At 71.6% G+C, this 18,691-nt stretch carries 15 protein-coding genes; 8 read left to right on the forward strand and 7 right to left on the reverse strand.

All coding sequences use genetic code 11. The features are described 5' to 3' along the window. Window positions 1-175 precede the first annotated feature (175 nt). Together CP982_RS22130 and CP982_RS22135 are read left to right on the forward strand one after the other, a co-directional pair. Entirely contained in the window at window positions 176-883 is a 708-nt protein-coding gene (locus tag CP982_RS22130) for a GntR family transcriptional regulator (RefSeq protein WP_150512116.1), read from the forward strand. Beyond that, window positions 880-2,202: an MFS transporter gene (locus tag CP982_RS22135; RefSeq protein WP_150512117.1), complete on the forward strand. Its 1,323-nt coding sequence runs from the start codon at window positions 880-882 to the stop codon at window positions 2,200-2,202. The genes CP982_RS22130 and CP982_RS22135 overlap by 4 nt, the downstream gene beginning before the upstream one ends. A gap of 49 nt (window positions 2,203-2,251) precedes the next feature. Here the strand turns inward: CP982_RS22135 and CP982_RS22140 are convergent, their stop codons facing one another. Next, the gene (locus CP982_RS22140; protein WP_150512118.1) at window positions 2,252-3,076 is read right to left on the reverse strand and encodes a maleylpyruvate isomerase family mycothiol-dependent enzyme; all 825 of its coding nucleotides are present in this window, start codon (window positions 3,074-3,076) and stop codon (window positions 2,252-2,254) included. A gap of 135 nt (window positions 3,077-3,211) precedes the next feature. On the opposite strand from CP982_RS22140, the gene CP982_RS22145 reads away from it, so the two are divergent. After that, window positions 3,212-4,018, forward strand: a complete 807-nt coding sequence (locus CP982_RS22145) for a carbon-nitrogen family hydrolase (protein ID WP_150512119.1) — start codon at window positions 3,212-3,214, stop codon at window positions 4,016-4,018. A 71-nt stretch (window positions 4,019-4,089) separates the two neighbouring features. Here CP982_RS22145 and CP982_RS22150 read toward each other — a convergent pair whose 3' ends face one another. From CP982_RS22150 to CP982_RS22165, 4 genes are all read right to left on the reverse strand, one after another. Then, window positions 4,090-4,587 carry an LURP-one-related/scramblase family protein gene (locus CP982_RS22150; protein ID WP_150512120.1) on the reverse strand — a complete coding sequence of 166 codons (498 nt, stop codon included), beginning with the start codon at window positions 4,585-4,587 and terminating at the stop codon, window positions 4,090-4,092. Window positions 4,588-4,652: 65 nt separating this feature from the next. After that, complete coding sequence (locus tag CP982_RS22155; protein ID WP_150512121.1) at window positions 4,653-5,951, reverse strand: M18 family aminopeptidase; 1,299 nt, start codon at window positions 5,949-5,951, stop codon at window positions 4,653-4,655. Window positions 5,952-6,109: 158 nt separating this feature from the next. Next, the gene (locus tag CP982_RS22160) at window positions 6,110-7,936 is read right to left on the reverse strand and encodes an acyl-CoA dehydrogenase (RefSeq protein WP_150512122.1); all 1,827 of its coding nucleotides are present in this window, start codon (window positions 7,934-7,936) and stop codon (window positions 6,110-6,112) included. Between the two features lie 129 nt (window positions 7,937-8,065). Next, a complete protein-coding gene (locus CP982_RS22165) occupies window positions 8,066-8,923 on the reverse strand; it encodes an alpha/beta fold hydrolase (RefSeq protein ID WP_150512123.1) in 858 nt (285 codons plus the stop codon). A 143-nt stretch (window positions 8,924-9,066) separates the two neighbouring features. Here CP982_RS22165 and CP982_RS22170 point away from each other — a divergent pair, with 143 nt between their 5' ends. Then, on the forward strand, window positions 9,067-9,546 hold the full coding sequence (locus CP982_RS22170; RefSeq protein WP_150512124.1) for an SseB family protein: 480 nt from the start codon (window positions 9,067-9,069) through the stop codon (window positions 9,544-9,546). A gap of 65 nt (window positions 9,547-9,611) precedes the next feature. Here the strand turns inward: CP982_RS22170 and CP982_RS22175 are convergent, their stop codons facing one another. Beyond that, window positions 9,612-10,715, reverse strand: a complete 1,104-nt coding sequence (locus CP982_RS22175; protein ID WP_229878947.1) for a cytochrome P450 — start codon at window positions 10,713-10,715, stop codon at window positions 9,612-9,614. A gap of 722 nt (window positions 10,716-11,437) precedes the next feature. Here CP982_RS22175 and CP982_RS22180 point away from each other — a divergent pair. Then, the gene (locus CP982_RS22180; protein WP_150512126.1) at window positions 11,438-12,394 is read left to right on the forward strand and encodes a pirin family protein; all 957 of its coding nucleotides are present in this window, start codon (window positions 11,438-11,440) and stop codon (window positions 12,392-12,394) included. 153 nt (window positions 12,395-12,547) lie between these two features. After that, window positions 12,548-13,627 carry an AI-2E family transporter gene (locus tag CP982_RS22185; protein ID WP_150512127.1) on the forward strand — a complete coding sequence of 360 codons (1,080 nt, stop codon included), beginning with the start codon at window positions 12,548-12,550 and terminating at the stop codon, window positions 13,625-13,627. Here the strand turns inward: CP982_RS22185 and CP982_RS22190 are convergent. Then, entirely contained in the window at window positions 13,567-15,858 is a 2,292-nt protein-coding gene (locus CP982_RS22190; RefSeq protein WP_150512128.1) for a SpoIIE family protein phosphatase, read from the reverse strand. The genes CP982_RS22185 and CP982_RS22190 overlap by 61 nt on opposite strands. Window positions 15,859-16,074: 216 nt before the next feature. Between CP982_RS22190 and aspS the strand changes: the two genes are divergently transcribed. Next, a complete protein-coding gene (gene aspS / locus CP982_RS22195; protein WP_150512129.1) occupies window positions 16,075-17,856 on the forward strand; it encodes an aspartate--tRNA ligase in 1,782 nt (593 codons plus the stop codon). A gap of 191 nt (window positions 17,857-18,047) precedes the next feature. Continuing rightward, window positions 18,048-18,635 (forward strand): TetR/AcrR family transcriptional regulator, encoded by a 588-nt coding sequence (locus CP982_RS22200; RefSeq protein WP_150512130.1) that lies wholly within the window; start codon window positions 18,048-18,050, stop codon window positions 18,633-18,635. Window positions 18,636-18,691 lie beyond the last annotated feature (56 nt).

Genomic DNA, 18,691 nt, shown 5'->3' on the forward strand with positions numbered 1-18,691 from the left:
ATTACAGACGACATGGGGGAGCCGCCACGGACAAGACTCGCGAGGGGGCACGAAGGATGCACGGACGACGGAAAAAGTGACCCGAAAGTTGTCGCATGGTCACGTACGTGCGAGAGCGCCGTCCGGATCGTGGACGCAAGATCCCTCGCATACGTGTTGTATCTATGCTGTGCGCATGCCGACCGCGCCCGCCGCTCCCCCCGCCCTCGCGACGTCCGACCCCGCCACGACCACCACTTCCTCGGGGAAACAGCCCCCCGCCGCCGAGCGCGTCTACGCGCATGTGAAGCGGGCCGTCCTGGAGCGGCGCTACGAGGGCGGCACGCTCCTGACCGAGGGCGAACTGGCCGAGGCCGTGGGGGTGTCCCGCACCCCGGTGCGCGAGGCGCTCCTGAAGCTGGAGGTGGAGGGGTTGCTCCGGCTCTACCCGAAGAAGGGCGCGCTCGTCCTGCCCGTCTCCGCGCAGGAGATCGCGGACGTCGTCGAGACCCGGCTCCTGGTGGAGACCCACTCGGTGCGCAAGGCGGTGCCCGCGCCGCCGGGCCTGCTCGACCGGCTCGCCGAGCTCCTGGAGAAGCAGCGGGCGCAGGCCGCCGCGGGCGACCTCGCGGGGGCGGCCACCACGGACCGCTGCTTCCACGCCACGATCGTCCGCAGCGGGGGCAACGAGATCCTGGCGCGCCTGTACGACCAGCTGCGCGACCGCCAGCTGCGGATGGGCGTCGCGGTGATGCACTCCCACCCCGACCGCATCGCGAAGACCCTGGCCGAGCACGAGGAGATCCTGGCCGCCCTGACGGCGAACGACGCGGAGGCCGCGGTGGCGGTCGTCACCCGGCACGTCGGCTGGTTCCAGAACCTGGCCAGGGGGGCCACGCGATGAGCGCCACCGGGGCCGGGGCCGGGCGGCTGCCCGGGGACCCGCCGGGCGGGCGGCGGGCCGTGTTCGTGTGGTCCGTCGGTGTCGCCGTCTACTTCGTCGCCGTCACCTTCCGCACGTCGCTGGGCGTCGCGGGCCTGGACGCCGCCGACCGCTTCCACGTCAACGCGTCGGCCCTGTCGACGTTCTCGATCCTCCAGCTCCTCGTGTACGCGGGCATGCAGATACCCGTCGGCCTGATGGTCGACCGGCTCGGCACGAAGAAGGTCCTCACGCTCGGCGCGGTCCTGTTCACCGCGGGCCAGCTCGGCTTCGCGCTCGCGCCCTCGTACGGGACGGCGCTCGCGGCCCGCGCGCTGCTCGGCTGCGGCGACGCGATGACGTTCATCAGCGTGCTGCGGCTCGGCACCCGCTGGTTCCCGGCCCGGCGCGGGCCCCTGGTGGCGCAGCTCGCGGGCCTGGTGGGCATGGCGGGCAACCTGGTCTCGACGCTCGTCCTGGCCCGGCTCCTGCACGACGTCGGCTGGACCACGGCGTTCGCGGGCAGCGCGCTCGCCGGAGTCGTCGTCCTCGTCCTCATGACGCTGTTCCTGAAGGACCACCCGGAGGGCCACGAGCCGCCCGCGCCGCCCGCCCGGGACACGGCGGGCCCCGGCTTCGTGCGCGAGCAGATCGCGCGCTCCTGGCGGGAACCCGGCACCCGGCTCGGCCTGTGGGTGCACTTCACCACGCAGTTCCCGGCGATGGTGTTCCTGCTCCTGTGGGGCCTGCCGTTCCTGGTCGAGGCCCAGGGCCTGAGCCGGGCCGCGGCGGGCGACCTGCTGACCCTCGTCGTCCTGTCGAACATGGTGGTCGGCCTGGTCTACGGCCAGGTCGTGGCCCGGCACCACGCGGCGCGGCTCCCGCTGGCGCTCGGCACGGTGGCCGCGACCGCGCTCGTCTGGGCGGGCGTCCTCGCGTACCCCGGCGAGCACGCGCCGATGTGGCTGCTCGTGGTGTTGTGCGCGGTGCTCGGGGCGTGCGGCCCCGCGTCGATGATCGGCTTCGACTTCGCGCGCCCCGCGAACCCGCCGGAGCGGCAGGGCACGGCGTCGGGCATCACCAACATGGGCGGCTTCGTCGCCTCCATGACCACGCTGCTCGCGGTCGGCGTCCTGCTCGACGCCACGGGCGACGACTACCGGATCGCGTTCGCCTCCGTCTTCGTCCTCCAGGCGCTCGGCGTGAGCCAGATCCTGCGGCTGCGGGGGCGCGCGGCGCGGCGGGAGCGGGAGCGGCTCGTCGCCAGCCGGGTGGAGACGGTGCACGTGCCCGCCGCGTGAAGCGGTGGGAGGGGGCTCGCCCCCTCCCGCGCCGCGTCGGGACCGTGGGTCAGGGGGTGACGGCGAACTCCGCCAGTATCGCTTCGCCGAGGTCGTGGTCGCCCTCGACCTTCACCCGGTCGCCGACCGCCGTGTACGGCACGCGCCCGCAGGCGAGGCGGGAGTACGTCTCCCAGTCCGTGGCGATGGTGACGAGCGGGCCGAGCGAGGGCGTGTTGTCGACGGTGCCCCTGCCCTCCGCGTCCACGCGGACCGTACGCAGGAACTCCACCGGGCCGCTCACGTCGAAGACGACGGCGGAGTTCGCGGGGGCGCCCGCCTTCTTGGCGACGACCTTCGGAAGGCCGTACAGCATCAGGTCGCGGGCGACGTACGCGCCCGGCGAGTCGAGGTTCCCCGGCCGGCCCAGGGTCACCCGCAGGTCCTGCTCGTGCACCCATACGTCGAAGGCCCGCAGCCGCATGGCGAGTTCGAGGGTCTGCTCGGTGCTGAGGGGGCCGCGCACCAGGGTCTCCGGGGACCGCGACTCGTTCCGGATCTGGCGGTTGCGGCGGATGATCGTGTACTCCAGCTCGGAGGTCATCTCCGGTGCCGTGTGGTGGCGGCGGACGTCCACCTGCATCTCCATGTACCGCTGGCCCTCGGTCTTCACGTGGTACAGGTCCCGCGGCAGCGTGTGGATCGGGCGCGGGTCGCCCAGCATCTCGCAGTCCAGGCCGATGACGTGCGAGACGATGTCCCGGACGGACCAGCCCGGGCACGGGGTTGGCTGGTTCCACTCGCCCTCGGCGAGCGGGGTCACCAGCTCGGATATCGCTTCCACGGCGTGCGCCCAGGCATCGGCGTAGGTTTGCAGGCTGGGATGGAGACTCACGGGACCCCTCGGCGGTCGTACGCGGGCGGTGGGTGTCTTGGGCTTTAAGTTACGCTGCCCGTGGGCACCCCGGCAGTGCTTTCGTGTGACGATCGTAGGCCTACTTGACGGTTCGAATGCCAGGACGGTGGTACTGTGCGCGCCTCTCTCCTCCAGATCGCCGTAGAGGATGACGAATCAGTCAAGTCCCGGCGGCAGCGGGTCTCTTCGCTGGTGCGCGAGGTCGCCGAGCGGGAGGGTTCCGGCCTGATCGTGCTGCCGGAGCTGTGGACGACCGGGGCCTTCGGGTACGAGGCGTTCGCCGCGGAGGCGGAGCCGCTGGAGGGACCGACGTACGAGGCGATGGCCGCGGCCGCGCGGGACGCGGGCGTGTGGCTGCACGCGGGCTCCATCCCCGAGCGTGACCCAGATGGCCCCCTCTACAACACCTCCCTCGTCTTCTCGCCTGCCGGTGAGCTGGCCGGCGCCTATCGGAAGATCCACCGCTTCGGCTTCGACAAGGGCGAGGCCGTCCTGATGGGCGCGGGCGACGAGCTGGTCACCGTCCGGACGCCCGAGGCCGTGCTCGGCCTCGCCACCTGCTACGACCTGCGCTTCCCCGAGCTCTTCCGGGGGCTCGTGGACGCGGGCGCCGAGGTCTTCGTGGTGCCCGCGGGGTGGCCCGCGCGGCGGCGCGCGCACTGGTCGTTGTTCGCGCGGGCGCGGGCCGTGGAGGACCAGGTGTTCGTGCTCGCGTGCGGGACCGCGGGGGCGCACGCGGGGGTGGAGCAGGCGGGGGCCAGTGTCGTGGTCGACCCCTGGGGCGAGGTGCTCGCCGAGGCGGGGCCCTCTTCGGCCGAGGTGCTCACCGTGGATCTCGACCTGGCGAAGGTCGCCGAGACCCGGGAGCAGTTCCCCGCACTGAAGGACCGACGGATGGGCGTGGCCGCGCCCCGCCTTTGACGGCTGGGCGGCGCCCCGAAGGGGCGCGGGGAACTGCGCGACCAGCCACGGACGACCCGCAGGCGAAGCGCTCAGTCCGCGCCACGCTCCTTTTCTGCCAAGCGGATCACGCAGACCGCGATCGCGACCAACAGGGCCGGGTCCGCGTCGTCGCGGGCGATGTGGAGGCCGTAGGTGTCCCGGACGCTGAACCAGCGGCGGGAGATGTCCGCGAGCAGCTCCCCCTCGTACTCGATCGCGAACTCGCGGTCGAGGATCTTGCCGCTGACGTCGAGCGTGGTGCTGCCGTCGGCCAGCTCCACGCGGTAGTGGTTGCGCAGCAGCGAGAGCCGTTTGCGCTTCACCCTGGCCAGTGGCTCGCCCTCGCGCTCGATCACCATCGTGTCGCGCAGGGCGAGCATCTTGGCGTGGATGTCGATGAGCACCCGCCCCTGCGGGTCCTTCAGCTCGAAGGTGTCCCGCAGCCGCATGGCCTTGCCGTCGACGAGGAAGACCTTGCCTCCCCGGTCGTCCTCGATCCAGTAGTCGTCGCCGATGCCGAACAGACGGTCGCGCACGAGAAGCCTCATGCGGACATGAGTACCCGCAAACGGGGCGTTTCCGCCTCTCCGTAAGGGAGTCGGCCCGAAAGGGGTCAGCCTTCGAGGAACGCCCGCAGCGCGTCCGCCAGCATGGGCGGGTCGTCGACGCCGCACAGTTCGCGCACGCTGTGCATGGACAGGATCGCGACGCCGATGTCGACCGTCTTGATGCCGTGCCGCGCCGCCGTGATGGGGCCGATGGTCGTGCCGCAGGGCATCGCGTTGTTGGAGACGAACGACTGGAACGGCACGCCCGCCCGCTCGCACGCGGCGGCGAACACGGCGCGGCCGCCGCCGTCGGTGGCGTAGCGGTTGTTGACGTTCACCTTCAGGATCGGGCCCCCGTTGGCGCGCGGGTGGTGCGTCGGGTCGTGCCGCTCCGCGTAGTTGGGGTGCACGGCGTGCCCGGTGTCGGACGACAGACAGACCGTGCCCGCGAAGGCGCGGGCCTTGTCCTCGTAACGGCCGCCGCGCGCGAACACCGAGCGCTCCAGGATGCCGCCGAGCAGCGGGCCGTCGGCGCCGGTGTCGGACTGCGAGCCGTTCTCCTCGTGGTCGAACGCGGCGAGGACCGGGATGTACGGAAGCGCGTCGGCCCCGGCCGCGGTGGCCACGGCGGCGAGCGCGGCCGTACCGGCGTGCACGGAAAGGAGGTTGTCCATGCGCGGGCCCGCGAGCAGTTCGCGGTCGCGGCCCAGATACGCGGGCGGCTCGACGGAGTGGGTCATCAGGTCCCAGCCGGTCACCTCGCCGGGAGCGAGGTCGCACTCCTCCTCGACGAAGCGGATCAGATCGCCCTCGCGGACGTCGGTGCCCAGGCCCCAGATGGGCTGCATGTGCTTCTGCTTGTCGAGCTTGAGGCCCTCGGTGGGCACCGAACGGTCCATGTGGATGGCCAGTTGGGGCACGCGCAGGAGCGGGCGGTCCACATTGACCAGGCGGGTGGAGCCGTCCCGCAGGGTAAGGCGGCCCGCGAGGCCGAGGTCGCGGTCCAGCCAGGAGTTGAGCAGCGGCCCGCCGTAGATCTCGACGGCGACCTGGCGCCAGCCGTGGGCGCCGGCGTCCGGCAGCGGCTTCACCCGCAGGTTCGGCGAGTCGGTGTGTGCGCCGACGATGCGGAACGGGGTGTGGGCGGTGGCGCCCTCCGGCACGAACCAGGCGATGATCGCGCCGCCGCGCAGCACGTACTTGCCGCCGCTCGCGGAGTCCCAGGCGTCGGTCTCCTCGACCTGCCGGAAGCCCGCTTTCTCCAGCCGCTCCGCGGCGCTCGCCACGGCGTGGTACGGCGATGGGCTCGCCGCCAGGAAGGACATCAGGTCGTCGGTGTGACCGCGATCAAAGCGTGTGCGCATGCCGCTCAGCCTAACCACGCCCCCGGGCCTTGTGCGGGGCCCGCAGCCGCCGTTGTGCTCTTGGTCCTTCCCGACCGCGCCCCGCTGTCGGCGGGTCCTTGCCCGACGCCGGTGGCCCGCCCCCGGAAGGGAGCGGGCCACCGGAGCCTCGGCGGGTCCTAGAACGCCGCCTCGTCCAGCTCCATCAGGTCGAGGTCCACGCCCTCGGAGAGGGCGCGCTGGGCGGCGACGCCCGGCAGGACGTTCGCCGCGAAGAACCGGGCCGCGGCGATCTTGCCCTGGTAGAAGGGCACGTCCTTCGCGGTGGCGGTCTCCAGCTTCTCGGCGGCCACGGCGGCACCGCGCAGGAGCAGATAGCCCACGACCACGTCACCGGAGGCGAGCAGCAGGCGGGTGGTGTTGAGCCCGACCTTGTAGATGGACTTGACGTCCTGCTCGGTGGCGGCGAGGTCGGTCAGCATGACGCCGACCATGGCCTCCAGCTCGACGGCGGCCTTGGCCAGCTCCTCGCGGGCCCCGGCGAGCGCCTCGCCCCCGGTGCCGACGGCGAGGAACTTCTTGATGTCCTCGGCGAGGCTGTTCAGCGCGGCGCCCTGGTTGCGGACGATCTTCCGGAAGAAGAAGTCCTGGCCCTGGATCGCGGTCGTGCCCTCGTAGAGGGTGTCGATCTTGGCGTCGCGGATGTACTGCTCGATCGGGTACTCCTGCAGATAACCCGAGCCGCCGAAGGTCTGGAGCGACTGGGCCAGCTGCTCGTAGGCCTTCTCGGAGCCGTAGCCCTTGACGATGGGGAGCAGCAGGTCGTTGAGCGCGTGCAGGGCGGTGGCGTCCTCGTCCGCCGCCTCCTTGACCGCGATCTCGTCCTGGACGGCGGCGGTGTGGAGGACCAGGGCGCGCATGCCCTCCGCGTACGCCTTCTGCGTCATGAGCGAGCGGCGCACGTCCGGGTGGTGGGTGATCGTCACCTTGGGCGCGGCCTTGTCCATGAACTGGGCGAGGTCGGGGCCCTGGACGCGCTCCTTGGCGTACTCCAGGGCGTTCAGATAGCCGGTGGAGAGGGTGGAGATCGCCTTCGTGCCGACCATCATGCGGGCGAACTCGATGATGCGGAACATCTGGCGGATGCCGTCGTGCTTGTCGCCGATCAGCCAGCCCTTGGCGGGGTGCTGGTCGCCGAACGTCATCTCGCAGGTGTTGGAGGCCTTGAGGCCCATCTTGTGCTCGACGTTCGTCGCGTACACGCCGTTGCGGGCGCCCAGCTCGCCGGTCTCGAAGTCGAACTCGTACTTCGGGACGAGGAAGAGGGACAGGCCCTTGGTGCCGGGTCCCGCGCCCTCGGGGCGGGCGAGGACGTAGTGGAGGATGTTCTCCGACATGTCGTGCTCGCCGGACGTGATGAAGCGCTTCACGCCCTCGATGTGCCAGGAGCCGTCCTCCTGCCGCACGGCCTTGGTGCGGCCCGCGCCCACGTCCGAACCGGCGTCCGGCTCGGTGAGGACCATCGTCGAGCCCCACTGCTTCTCGACGGCGACCTGGGCGATCTTCTTCTGGACGTCATTGCCCTCCTCGAAGAGGATCCCGGCGAACGCCGGGCCCGAGGAGTACATCCAGATCGCCGGGTTCGAGCCGAGCAGCAGCTCCGCGTACGCCCAGATCAGGGAGCGGGGCGAGGTGGTGCCGCCGATCTCCTCGGGCAGGCCGAGCCGCCAGTACTCGGAGTCCATGAAGGCCTGGTAGCTCTTCTTGAAGGACGCCGGGACGGGGGCGGTGTTGGTCTCCGGGTCGAAGACCGGAGGGTTGCGGTCGGCGTCCTCGAAGGAAGCGGCCAGCTCGTTCTCCGCGAGGCGGGCGAGCTCGCTGAGGATGCTCTTGGCGGTCTCGACGTCCATCTCCGCGAACGGGCCGGTGCCGTACAGCTTGTCGCGGCCGAGGACCTCGAAGAGGTTGAACTCGATGTCGCGGAGATTCGACTTGTAGTGCCCCATGGCGACGGCTCCGTAGTGGCTTGGGAGGCGGGGACCTCGTAGGCGTACCAGTAAGTAGCTTGTGGGTTTAAATGATGCTACCCGTCGGTAATAAGAGGCAACCCCTGAGCGCCCAAGTGTGAGCTGGGTCTACTTTCCCGCGCCCTGGGGAGCGGGGAGGGTGCCGAGGAAGGCTGATATCAGCCGCCGCCACTCCGCGGGGTCCTCGGCGAAGGGCAGGTGGCCCGTCGCGAGGTCCGCCGTGCGGGCGCCCGCTATGCCCGCCGCCACCTCGCGCTGGAGCGCGGGCGGGATCAGCTGGTCCTCGGTCGTGGTGATCACGAGGGTCGGCACCGCGATCCGCGCCAGGTCGGCCCGCACGTCGACCCTGGCCACCAGGTCCACATGGTCCGCCGAGCCCTCCGGGACCGTCTCCGCCGTCCCCCGCACGGTCGCCTCCAGGTCCTCGGCGGACAGGGACGCCAGGGCGGCCGGGCTCAGTGCGAGCGGCACCAGGAAGCGGGCGAGCGTGTCCCGGTCACCGGACGCGGCGAGGCCGCGCCAGACCTCGGCCGCGAGCCGCGTCCGGGTGTCCGGGTGGGCGAAGGGGGCCGTCAGGACCAGGGCCGTCACCCGCTGGGGGTGCCGCGTCGCCGCGCGGAGCGCCACGGCCGTGCCCAGCGAATAGCCCGACACCGCGAAGGTCTCCAGGCCCTCGGCGTCGGCCGCCGCGACCAGCTCGTCCGCGAGGGCGTCGAGCGTCAGGGGGGTCCGGGTCCGGGGGGTCGCGCCCGTGCCCGGGTAGTCGACGCCCACGACGCGGTGCGTCGGCGTCAACTCATCCATCACGGGGGCGTAGTTGGCCGCTGTCGAGCCGCCCGCCCCGTGGGCGAGCAGGACGCCGGGGCCGCTGCCCGCGGCCGTGCGGGCGAACGTCGCCTCCGGCGCGGGGCGCGTGGACGCGGGTGAACCTGCCGCTGAGGTCGGCGTCTGCGGGTGTGCGGGCATGGGGGTCCCCCTCCGGTTCCGGCGGCCACGACTATCTGTAGCTGCCACTACAGAAACCGTAGCCGAGCCGCCGCGCCATTGTCTAGCGGTCGTTAGAGAAAGTTTCCGGCGGGCCGCGACGCCGCTCTCGGTAGGCTGGGGGCATGTACGGCTACGACCAACACGCCGGTGTCGGCCAGGGGTACGCCCCGCCGCAGCAGCCGCAGCAGCACGCGCAGACGCCCGGTGGTTACGGCCAGCAGCCCCCGCTGTATCCCGAGCCGTCGCCGCCGTCCCTCGCCGACGCGGTGCGCGCGTTCACCACGGGCTCGATGTCCGCCGAGGACTTCCAGCAGGTCTTCGCGACCTCGAAGGTCTACTGCCCGCGCGGCGACAACCCGGGCTTCCTCGCGCTGCACAACACCCAGCAGCCGGTCATCCCGATGTTCACCTCGCTCAAGGAGCTGCGCCGCTACGCGGGCAAGGACTCCAAGTACTTCGTCATCACCGGCGCCGAGGTGATCGACCTCCTCCCGACCGGCTACGGCTTCGTCCTGGACATGGAGGGCGAGCACCGCATGGTCTTCGACGCGAAGGCAGTCGAGCAGATGGTGGACTTCGCGATGCGCCGCATGTACGGCTGACCGGCCCGCGCCCGCGCGTACGTGTACGCGTACGGGTGATCAGGACCCGTCCTGCCGCGGCGGGTTCAGAGGTGGCGGACCTTCGTGCGGTGGCCCACGTGGACGGTCCGCACGCCCAGGAGGCCGAGGAGGGGGACCTCCGCGGTGCGCTGGCCGGGGGCGACGATCAGGCCGGTCCTGCGGATGTGGCCGAGGAGCAGTTCGGCGAGCGGCATGACCAGGTGGCGGCCCCAGCAGCGCTCGCTGACGTGGCCGAACGGCAGATAGCCGGGGGTGTCGTCGGGGTCGAGGGTGTCCCAGCGCTCGGGCCGGAACTCGTCCGGGGCGTCCCAGAGGGCGGGGTCGCGGTGGGTGAGCAGCGGCAGCATCAGGATGTCGTCGCCCGGGCCTATGCGGTCGTCGACGGCCGGGTACTCCGGCGACCGGTTGCGCAGCAGGTTCCACGACGGGGGCAGCAGGCGCATCGCCTCGTACAGCGCGGCGCGGTCCGAGACGGAGTCGTCGAACGGGGAGCCCAGCCACAGGGCGTTGGCGACGAGGGTGGAGACGGTGAAGCAGACCGGGGCGGCGGCGCGGCGGTACATGCCCATGGCGTAGCGCCGGTCCTGGTAGGTCTCCGCTTCGGCGACGAGGTTCGCCAGATGGGTCAGGTGCGGGCCGGGGCGCGGGCGCCGGGGCAGGGCCGCGCCGGTCACGATCGTGGTCCAGGTGACCTTGGTGTCGATCTCCAGGAGCCGGGACATCAGGACGCGCAGGCGCCACGGATCGTCGCGCAGGACCAGATCGCGCAGGAACCGGTGCCCGGTGATCGGCCACGGCCCGGACAGATCGGTGTCCGCGGGGAGCGGGTCGGGCCCGTCCAGGGCGGCGCGGACGTCCCGGCCGACGGTCCGCATCACCGACGCGGCCTCGTTCTTGGAGATCGAGCGGCCGTGCAGCGGCTTGAAGGTGGGGCGCTCGGTCTCGGTCGCCCGGCGCGCGGCCAGGATGCGGTCGGAGAGCTCCGCGCCCGGGATGCCGATCGTGTCGGGTTCCAGCCGTACGAGGTCCTTGCCGGTGTGCTCGTCGAGGAGGGCCTGGAGCCGTGGCGCGAAAACGGTGGTGCGGCGATTTCGCGGCCGCGGCCCGGCCGGGCCCGATGCATTTCCGGGACCTTCGGTTCCGTGCACCGCTCCGCTTTCTGAATTCTTTACGGAAGCGTGGGGAGCGGCATTCCCTGCCTTTTGGCTCTGCCGATTCTGGGCGTGCTCTGTGGCTGACATACGGAGGTCTCCGGAAGGAAGGGCCGAGGGCCCGCGCGCGGCGGAACGGAAAGCAGCCGACTCCTGTGCCGTGCGCGGGCCCGCGCAGGACGCTCAGTACCAGATGTACCAGGCGGACTGCTTCAGGCTGGGCTCGCTCTTCTTCGTGGCGGACTTGAGGGCCCGGATGATCTTAGCCATGTAAAACCTCTCCCTCCATGTGTCGTCTGCACGCGGCAAACGGTTGCAAACGGTTTAGGAGCGGAAATTGCCGGGCGCCCCGAAGGGTGCCGGAAAATGCGCTCCAGTAGTTGCGTGGTGAGTGAATCTGTCTCTGGCTCGCGTTGTCAATGGGTTGTTCTTCTTTTGCTGTTTCCTGTGAAGTCGTTGTCTCTATATACGGGATATGTGGTGACTCTGCGGCGGGTGTGGAGGGGGGTGCGCGGGCGGTACGGGTGTCCGGCGCGGGCGGGTGGGGGTGTGGCGGGGGCGTGGAGGGGCGCGGCGGGGTGCCGGGGCTGGTGGGGGCGCGTTTCGGCCAGGGGGCGTTCGGTGGCGCGGCCGGGGGGAATGCCGTCGGGTCGCGCCGCGTTCCAAGTGGCAGAAAGTTCTACGTTCAACTAACCTCAGCGTAAGAGGAGGTCCGAACCATGCCCGCAGTGACCGTTGAGAACCCGCTGACCCTGCCCCGCGTGACCGTGCCCGCAGACACCGTCGCGCGGCCCGTGCTCGCCGTGACGACCGCGCCGAGCGGCTTCGAGGGCGAAGGGTTCCCGGTGCGCCGGGCCTTCGCCGGCATCAACTACAAGTACCTCGACCCGTTCATCATGATGGACCAGATGGGCGAGGTGGAGTACGCGGCCGGAGAGCCCAAGGGCACGCCCTGGCACCCCCACCGCGGCTTCGAGACCGTGACGTACCTGATCGACGGCACGTTCGTGCACCAGGACTCCAACGGTGGTGGCGGCACCATCAAGAACGGCGACACCCAGTGGATGACGGCCGGGTCCGGCCTGCTCCACATCGAGGCGCCGCCGGAGTCGCTCGTCATGTCCGGCGGGCTCTTCCACGGGCTCCAGCTGTGGGTGAACCTGCCCGCGAAGGACAAGATGATGGACCCCCGCTACCAGGACATCCGCGGCGGCCAGGTGCGGCTGCTCACCTCGCCGGACGGGGGCGCGCTGCTCCGCGTCATCGCCGGTGAGCTCGACGGGCACGAGGGGCCCGGCATCACGCACACCCCGATCACCATGGTCCACGCGACCGTGCGCCCCGGCGCCGAGGTCACGCTGCCCTGGCGGGAGGACTTCAACGGCCTCGCGTACGTCCTCGCCGGGCGCGGGACCGTCGGGGACGAGCGGCGGCCCGTCGAGCGCGGGCAGACCGCGGTGTTCGGGTCCGGCGGGTCGCTCACCGTCCGGGCGGACGAGAAGCAGGACTCCCACACGCCGGATCTGGAGGTCGTCCTCCTCGGCGGACAGCCGATCCGGGAGCCGATGGCGCACTACGGGCCGTTCGTGATGAACACCCGCGAGGAGCTGCAGCAGGCGTTCGAGGACTTCCAGAAGGGGCGCCTGGGGTCCGTGCCTGCGGTGCACGGCATGTGAGCCGCGCGGGGTGCCTGCCCCTTGCCTGGGGCAGGTGCCCTGCTGAGACAGTTGCTCGGCGCTGTGGGCACAGCCCACAGCGGAGGGCTACGGCGCCCACCCGGCCGCCTTACCCCGCGTGCGGCCCTCCGTACGGCGTGTTCGGGTGGGTGGGTGTCTTCCCTCCTGCCTGAAGCGGTGCGGCGGATCGCCGCCTGGTGCGTGGTGGCGCTGCTCGTCACGGGTGTCGCCGCCGTCGGGGTCTGGCTGTGCGTCGTCTTCAAGACCGCCGTCACCCCCGTGCTGCTCGCGCTGCTCGGGACCGCCCTGCTCGGGCCGCTGTACCGGCGCCTGCTGCGGATGCGGGTGCAGCGGTCCCTCGCGGCGGGCCTGACCTGCGCGGCCGTGCTCGCGGTCGTCGGCGGGGCGACGTACATCGTCGTGAAGGCCCTGATCGACACCGGGGGCCAGATCGTGGACTCGCTGAAGAACGCCGCGCACGACCTCTCCAAGCACTTCGGCGCGGCCGGTACGTCCCTGGACGACCTGGCGTCCAACTCCAAGGACCTGCTCGGCAAGTTCGGCGGCACGGCGGCCTCGGGGGTGGTCAGCGGGCTCAGCGTGGTGGGCGAGATGATCGCGACCGCCGTGCTCGCGCTGCTGCTCGTGTTCTTCTTCCTGCGGGACTCCCACAAGGCGGCGGGCACGCTGCGCTCGCTCGTGCCCGCGCACTCCGGGGACACCGTGGAGGCGATGGCGCGGCGGGCCTTCACGGCCGTCGAGGGGTTCATGCGCGGGACGACGTTCATCGCGCTCATCGACGCGGTGTGCATCACCGTCGGACTGCTGATCCTGCGCGTGCCGGGGGCGTGGGGGCTCGGGGCCCTGGTGTTCGTCGGGGCCTACATCCCGTACCTGGGGGCCTTTCTGTCCGGCGCCATCGCCATCCTCGTGGCGCTCGCCGACCGCGGCCTGGTCATCGCCCTGTGGGCGCTCGGCGTGGTGCTCGCGGTGCAGGTCCTCGAAGGGCACGTCCTCCAGCCGATGATCCAGAGCAGGACCGTGCAGATGCATCCCGCGGTGGTGATGCTCGCGATCACCGCGGGCGCCTCCGTCGCCGGGATCATCGGCATGCTGCTCGCCGTGCCGCTGACGGCCGCGGCCTTCGGCGTGGTCAGCGAGTTGCGGGCCCGCTACGCGGAGAAGGCGGCCGCGGCCCCGGGGCCCTCGTCGGCCGAGGCCGAGCCTTCGTAGAGCTCGAACCAGATGCTCTTGCCCTCCCCGCGCGGGTCAACGCCCCACCGGTGGGCGAGCAGGTCCATGAGGACCAGGCCGCGCCCGGAGGAGGCGAGTTCGCCGGGGTGCCGCTTGTGCGGCAGGTCGTCGCTGCTGTCGGCGACCTCCGCGCGCAGCCGGCGCGTGCCGCTCTCGCCGGTGACCTCGGCGACGAGGAGGGCGTCGCCGTCGGTGTGCACCAGGACGTTGGTGATCATCTCGGAGATCAGCAGGACGGCGGAGTCGACCTGGTCGTCGTCCGCCCAGTCGTGCAGCAGGTCCCGCAGATGGCCCCGGGCGCCCGCGACGCGCTCCGGCTCGGCCTGCGCGATGGTCAGCATGGTGCGGCGGATGCGGGCGCGCTCCTGGGGGTCCCCGGTGCGGCGCAGCAGCAGGACGGCGATGTCGTCCTCTCGGCGGTCGGCGAGCGGCCCCGTGGTGTGGTGCGAGGAGGGGCCGTGCACCGCCTGGACGAGGGTGTCGGCGAGGGTCTCCAGGTCGTCGTCGGCCCCGGAAGGGCCGGACCGGGCCTCGTACTCCGGGCCCGCGGGCTCCGCGTACTCGGAGAACCCGTCGTAGTTCTCCAGGATGCGCCGGATCCTCGTCCAGCCGGTCTCCAGGTCGTGGCCGCCGGTCTCTATCAGGCCGTCGGTGCAGATCAGCATCGTCTCGCCGGCGTCGAGGACGAGCCGGGTCGTGGGGTAGTCCGCGTCCGGGTCGATGCCGAGGGGCAGGCCGCCCGCGATGGGCCGCTGCAGGACCGTTCCGTCGGACATGCGGACGACGGGCTCGGGGTGGCCCGCGCGGGCGATCTCCAGGAGGCCGGTCGCCGGATCGGCCTCCACGTAGAGACACGTCGCGAAGCGCGGGTCCGTGGCCGCGTGGTCGGGGTCGTCCCGGGTGTCCGTGGACCCGTAGGTGATGCCGTCCGTGATGCCGGACAGGAAGCGGGTGGCGCGGGAGAGCACCGCGTCCGGGCGGTGTCCCTCGGAGGCGTACGCGCGCAGGGCGATGCGCAGCTGCCCCATCAGGCCCGCCGCCCGCACGTCGTGGCCCTGTACGTCGCCGATGACGAAGGCGATGCGGCCGCTGGGCAGCGGGATCATGTCGTACCAGTCGCCGCCGACCTGGAGGCCGCCGCCGGTCGGCACGTAGCGCGCGGCGACGCTCATGCCGGGGATCTCGGGGCCGAGCGTCGGCATCATGGACCGCTGGAGGCCCTCGGTCAGCTCCCGCTCGGACTCGGCGACCCCGGCCCGCGACAGGGCCTGCGCCAGCATCCGGGCGACGGTCGTCAGGACCGAGCGCTCGTCGGGCGTGAACGAGACCGGGTAGGTGAACGCGGCCATCCAGGCGCCCATCGTGCGGCCCGCCACGGTCAGCGGCAGGAACGCCCAGGACTGCCGCTTGAAGCGGGACGCCAGGGGCCACGTCGTCGGATAGCGGCGGCGGTACTCCTGCGGCGACGAGAGGTACACGGCGCGGCCGGTGCGCAGCACCTCGGCGGCCGGGTAGTCGGTGTCCAGGGGCATGGCGGCGAGCGGATCGTCGTCTCCGTAGCCGTGGTGTCCGTGGTGGCCGACGACGGTGAGCCGGTCGCCGGTGGAGCCGAAGACGGCCAGGCCGTCCGGGGAGAACCCGGGCATGGACAGGCCCGCGGCGACCCGCAGCACCTCCTCCGTGGACCGCGCCTCCGCGAGCGCGCGCCCCGCGTCGAGCAGGAAGGCCTCCCGCGAGCGGCGCCAGTCGCCGGTGACGGGCGCGCGGGCGGCGGCGCCGGGCCCCGGCTCGGTGACCTCCTGGAGGGTGCCGATCAGCTCGTACGCGGTCGACGAGGAGTCGTGGACGACCGGCTTGGTGCGGCTGCGGACCGTGCGCAGGACGTGCCGGCCCTGCTCGTCCATGATCCGCAGCCGGGCCTCGGCGAGGGTGCCCTCGGCGACGGCGAGCTGCACGATGCCGTGGATCTCGTTCCAGTCGACCGGGTGGAAGCGGGAGCGCACGCCGACCTCGGTGGTGGTCTGGGCGCGCGGCGCGAGCCCGAGCAGCCGGGCGGCCTCCGCGTCGAGCGTGACGGTGCCGCTCGCGTTGTCCCAGCGCCACAGGCCGGTGGCGATCGCGGCGAGTACGTCCTCCACAGGGGGCAGGGCGCCCTGGCCGGGCGGCAGGGAGGCGTCACCCCTCTGCTCGCGGGGCTCATCGGTGCGCATTGGTTCACTGTAGGAACAGGTACGGACCACTCGCCACCGAGTGCCGGGCGTGGCATCGCGGACGGGGCTGCGCACCCGCCGTACTGCTTCGCGCAGTTTCGCGTCCGCGGGCTTGCTGTGGCTGAGCGCGCAGTTCCCCGCGCCCCTTAGGGGCGCTCGTAAACGGTAGCCTTGGCAGCCAGTGTCTCCCGATCTCGAAAGACTGGATGAACGACGATGCATCGGTACAGGTCCCACACGTGCGGTGAGCTCCGCGCCTCCGACGTCGGCACGGACGTCCGGCTGAGCGGCTGGCTGCACAATCGGCGCGACCTGGGAGGCATCCTCTTCATCGATCTCCGCGACCACTACGGCATCACGCAGCTCGTGGCCCGCCCCGGCACGGCCGCCGCCGAGGTCCTGGACAAGCTCTCCAAGGAGACGGTCGTCCGCGTCGACGGCAAGGTCGTCTCCCGCGGCGCGGAGAACGTGAACCCGGAGCTGCCCACCGGCGAGATCGAGATCGAGGCCACCGAGGTCGAGGTGCTCGGCGCCGCGGCCCCGCTGCCCTTCACGATCAACGCGGAGGACGGGGTCAACGAGGAGCGGCGCCTGGAGTACCGCTTCCTGGACCTGCGCCGCGAGCGCATGCACCGCAACATCATGCTGCGGTCGGCCGTCATCGCCGCGATCCGCCACAAGATGGTGGCCCTCGGCTTCAACGAGATGGCGACGCCGATCCTCACCGCGACCTCCCCCGAGGGCGCGCGCGACTTCGTGGTGCCCTCGCGCCTCAACCCGGGCAAGTTCTACGCCCTGCCGCAGGCGCCGCAGCAGTTCAAGCAGCTGTTGATGATCTCCGGCTTCGACCGCTACTTCCAGATCGCGCCGTGCTTCCGCGACGAGGACGCCCGCGCGGACCGCTCGCCGGGCGAGTTCTACCAGCTCGACGTCGAGATGTCCTTCGTCGAGCAGGAGGACGTCTTCCAGCCGATCGAGAAGCTGATGACCGAGCTCTTCACGGAGTTCGGCGGCGGCCGCGAGGTGACGTCCCCCTTCCCGCGCATCCCGTTCCGCGAGTCGATGCTGAAGTACGGCAACGACAAGCCCGACCTGCGCGCCAAGCTGGAGCTCGTCGACATCACCGACGTCTTCGAGGGCTCGGAGTTCAAGGCCTTCGCGGGCAAGCACGTGCGCGCCCTGCCGGTGCCGGACACGGCCGGTCAGTCCCGGAAGTTCTTCGACGGCCTCGGCGAGTACGCGGTCGAGCACGGCGCCAAGGGCCTGGCCTGGATCCGCGTCGGCGAGGACGGGGCCTTCGCGGGCCCGATCGCCAAGTTCCTCACCGAGGCGAACGTCGCGGAGCTGACCAAGCGCCTCGGCCTGGAGGCCGGCCACGCCGTGTTCTTCGGCGCGGGCGAGTTCGACGAGGTCTCCAAGATCATGGGCGCCGTCCGCGTCGAGGCCGCCAAGCGCGCGGGCCACTTCGAGGAGAACGTCTTCCGCTTCTGCTGGATCGTCGACTTCCCGATGTACGAGAAGGACGAGGAGACCGGCAAGATCGACTTCTCCCACAACCCCTTCTCGATGCCCCAGGGCGGCATGAAGGACCTGGAGGAGAAGGACCCCCTCGACATCCTCGCCTGGCAGTACGACATCGTCTGCAACGGCATCGAGCTGTCCTCCGGCGCCATCCGGAACCACGAGCCCGAGGTCATGCTCAAGGCCTTCGAGATCGCGGGCTACGACGCGGAGACCGTCGAGCAGGAGTTCGCGGGCATGCTGCGCGCGTTCCGCCTCGGCGCCCCGCCGCACGGTGGCATCGCGCCGGGCGTCGACCGCATCGTCATGCTCCTCGCGGACGAGCCGAACATCCGCGAGACCATCGCCTTCCCGCTCAACGGCAACGCCCAGGACCTGATGATGGGCGCGCCCACCGTCCTGGAGGAGGCGCGGCTCAAGGAGCTGAACATCTCCCTGCGCAAGGCTCCCGCCAAGGGTGAGCAGGCCGAGAAGTAGGCCTCCGGCTTTGCGGTGGGGCCGGGGCCTGGTGGCCCCGGCCCCCTTCCGTCTGGGGCTTCGCCCCTTTCCCCCTTGTCGGCGCTTCGCGCCTCGTCCTCAAACGCCGGACGGGCTGGATCTCCGCCGGAGACTCCGTGCCGCGTTACAGTACATACGTACTGTTGCCTGCTCCGTCAGGAGGGGACCCCATGGCCGCCGCCGAGCCCCGTAGGCGTGACCCCGCGCGGCGCATCGAGGAGATCGCCGCCGCCAGCGAGCGCGTCATCGCCGAGCGCGGCGTCGAAGGGCTCACGCACCGGGCCGTCGCCGCCGAGGCGGGGGTGCCGCTGGGCGCGACGACGTACCACTTCGCCACCAAGGACGACCTGATCGCGGCCGCCCTGCGCCGGTCCGTGGACCGGTTCGCCGCCTACCTCGACGCCTGGGTCGAGCGGCGGCCCGAGCTCACCCCCGAGCAGCACGCCGTGCTGCTCGCCGACGCCGTCCTGCCGCCGCTCGGCGGGCCCGAGCGGGCCCAGCAGGTGGTGGACCTGGAGCTGTATCTCGCCGCCCTGCGGCGGCCCACCCTCCGCCACATCGCCGAGGAGCACCAGGCGCACATCCTGCGGGCCCTGGCCCACTACACGGACCCGGACACCGCCGCCGCCGCGGGCGCCGCCCTGATGGGCGTCAGCCTGCGCTCCCTGGCGTCGGAGAGCCCGCCATCCCGCGCCGAGGTCGAGACGATCCTGCGCCGCATCCTCACCCCCAACCCGGCGCTCACCGGCACATCGTGACGCGGCGGGGTCTCCTCAACTCCCCTGCGTATCCCTTACCCTGACGATTCGTCACG

Source organism: Streptomyces spectabilis (genome assembly GCF_008704795.1).
Taxonomy (GTDB): domain Bacteria; phylum Actinomycetota; class Actinomycetes; order Streptomycetales; family Streptomycetaceae; genus Streptomyces; species Streptomyces spectabilis.

Bases quoted from the DNA above. Each gene is read 5' to 3' on its own strand.
- CP982_RS22130 (WP_150512116.1), top strand. From the start codon at position 176: ATGCCGACCGCGCCCGCCGCTCCCCCCGCCCTCGCGACGTCCGACCCC.
- CP982_RS22170 (WP_150512124.1), top strand. From the start codon at position 9,067: ATGTACGGCTACGACCAACACGCCGGTGTCGGCCAGGGGTACGCCCCG.
- CP982_RS22190 (WP_150512128.1), bottom strand. From the start codon at position 15,858: ATGCGCACCGATGAGCCCCGCGAGCAGAGGGGTGACGCCTCCCTGCCG.
- CP982_RS22200 (WP_150512130.1), top strand. From the start codon at position 18,048: ATGGCCGCCGCCGAGCCCCGTAGGCGTGACCCCGCGCGGCGCATCGAG.
- CP982_RS22180 (WP_150512126.1), top strand. From the start codon at position 11,438: ATGCCCGCAGTGACCGTTGAGAACCCGCTGACCCTGCCCCGCGTGACC.
- aspS (WP_150512129.1), top strand. From the start codon at position 16,075: ATGCATCGGTACAGGTCCCACACGTGCGGTGAGCTCCGCGCCTCCGAC.
- CP982_RS22135 (WP_150512117.1), top strand. From the start codon at position 880: ATGAGCGCCACCGGGGCCGGGGCCGGGCGGCTGCCCGGGGACCCGCCG.
- CP982_RS22165 (WP_150512123.1), bottom strand. From the start codon at position 8,923: ATGCCCGCACACCCGCAGACGCCGACCTCAGCGGCAGGTTCACCCGCG.
- CP982_RS22160 (WP_150512122.1), bottom strand. From the start codon at position 7,936: ATGGGGCACTACAAGTCGAATCTCCGCGACATCGAGTTCAACCTCTTC.
- CP982_RS22155 (WP_150512121.1), bottom strand. From the start codon at position 5,951: ATGCGCACACGCTTTGATCGCGGTCACACCGACGACCTGATGTCCTTC.
- CP982_RS22150 (WP_150512120.1), bottom strand. From the start codon at position 4,587: ATGAGGCTTCTCGTGCGCGACCGTCTGTTCGGCATCGGCGACGACTAC.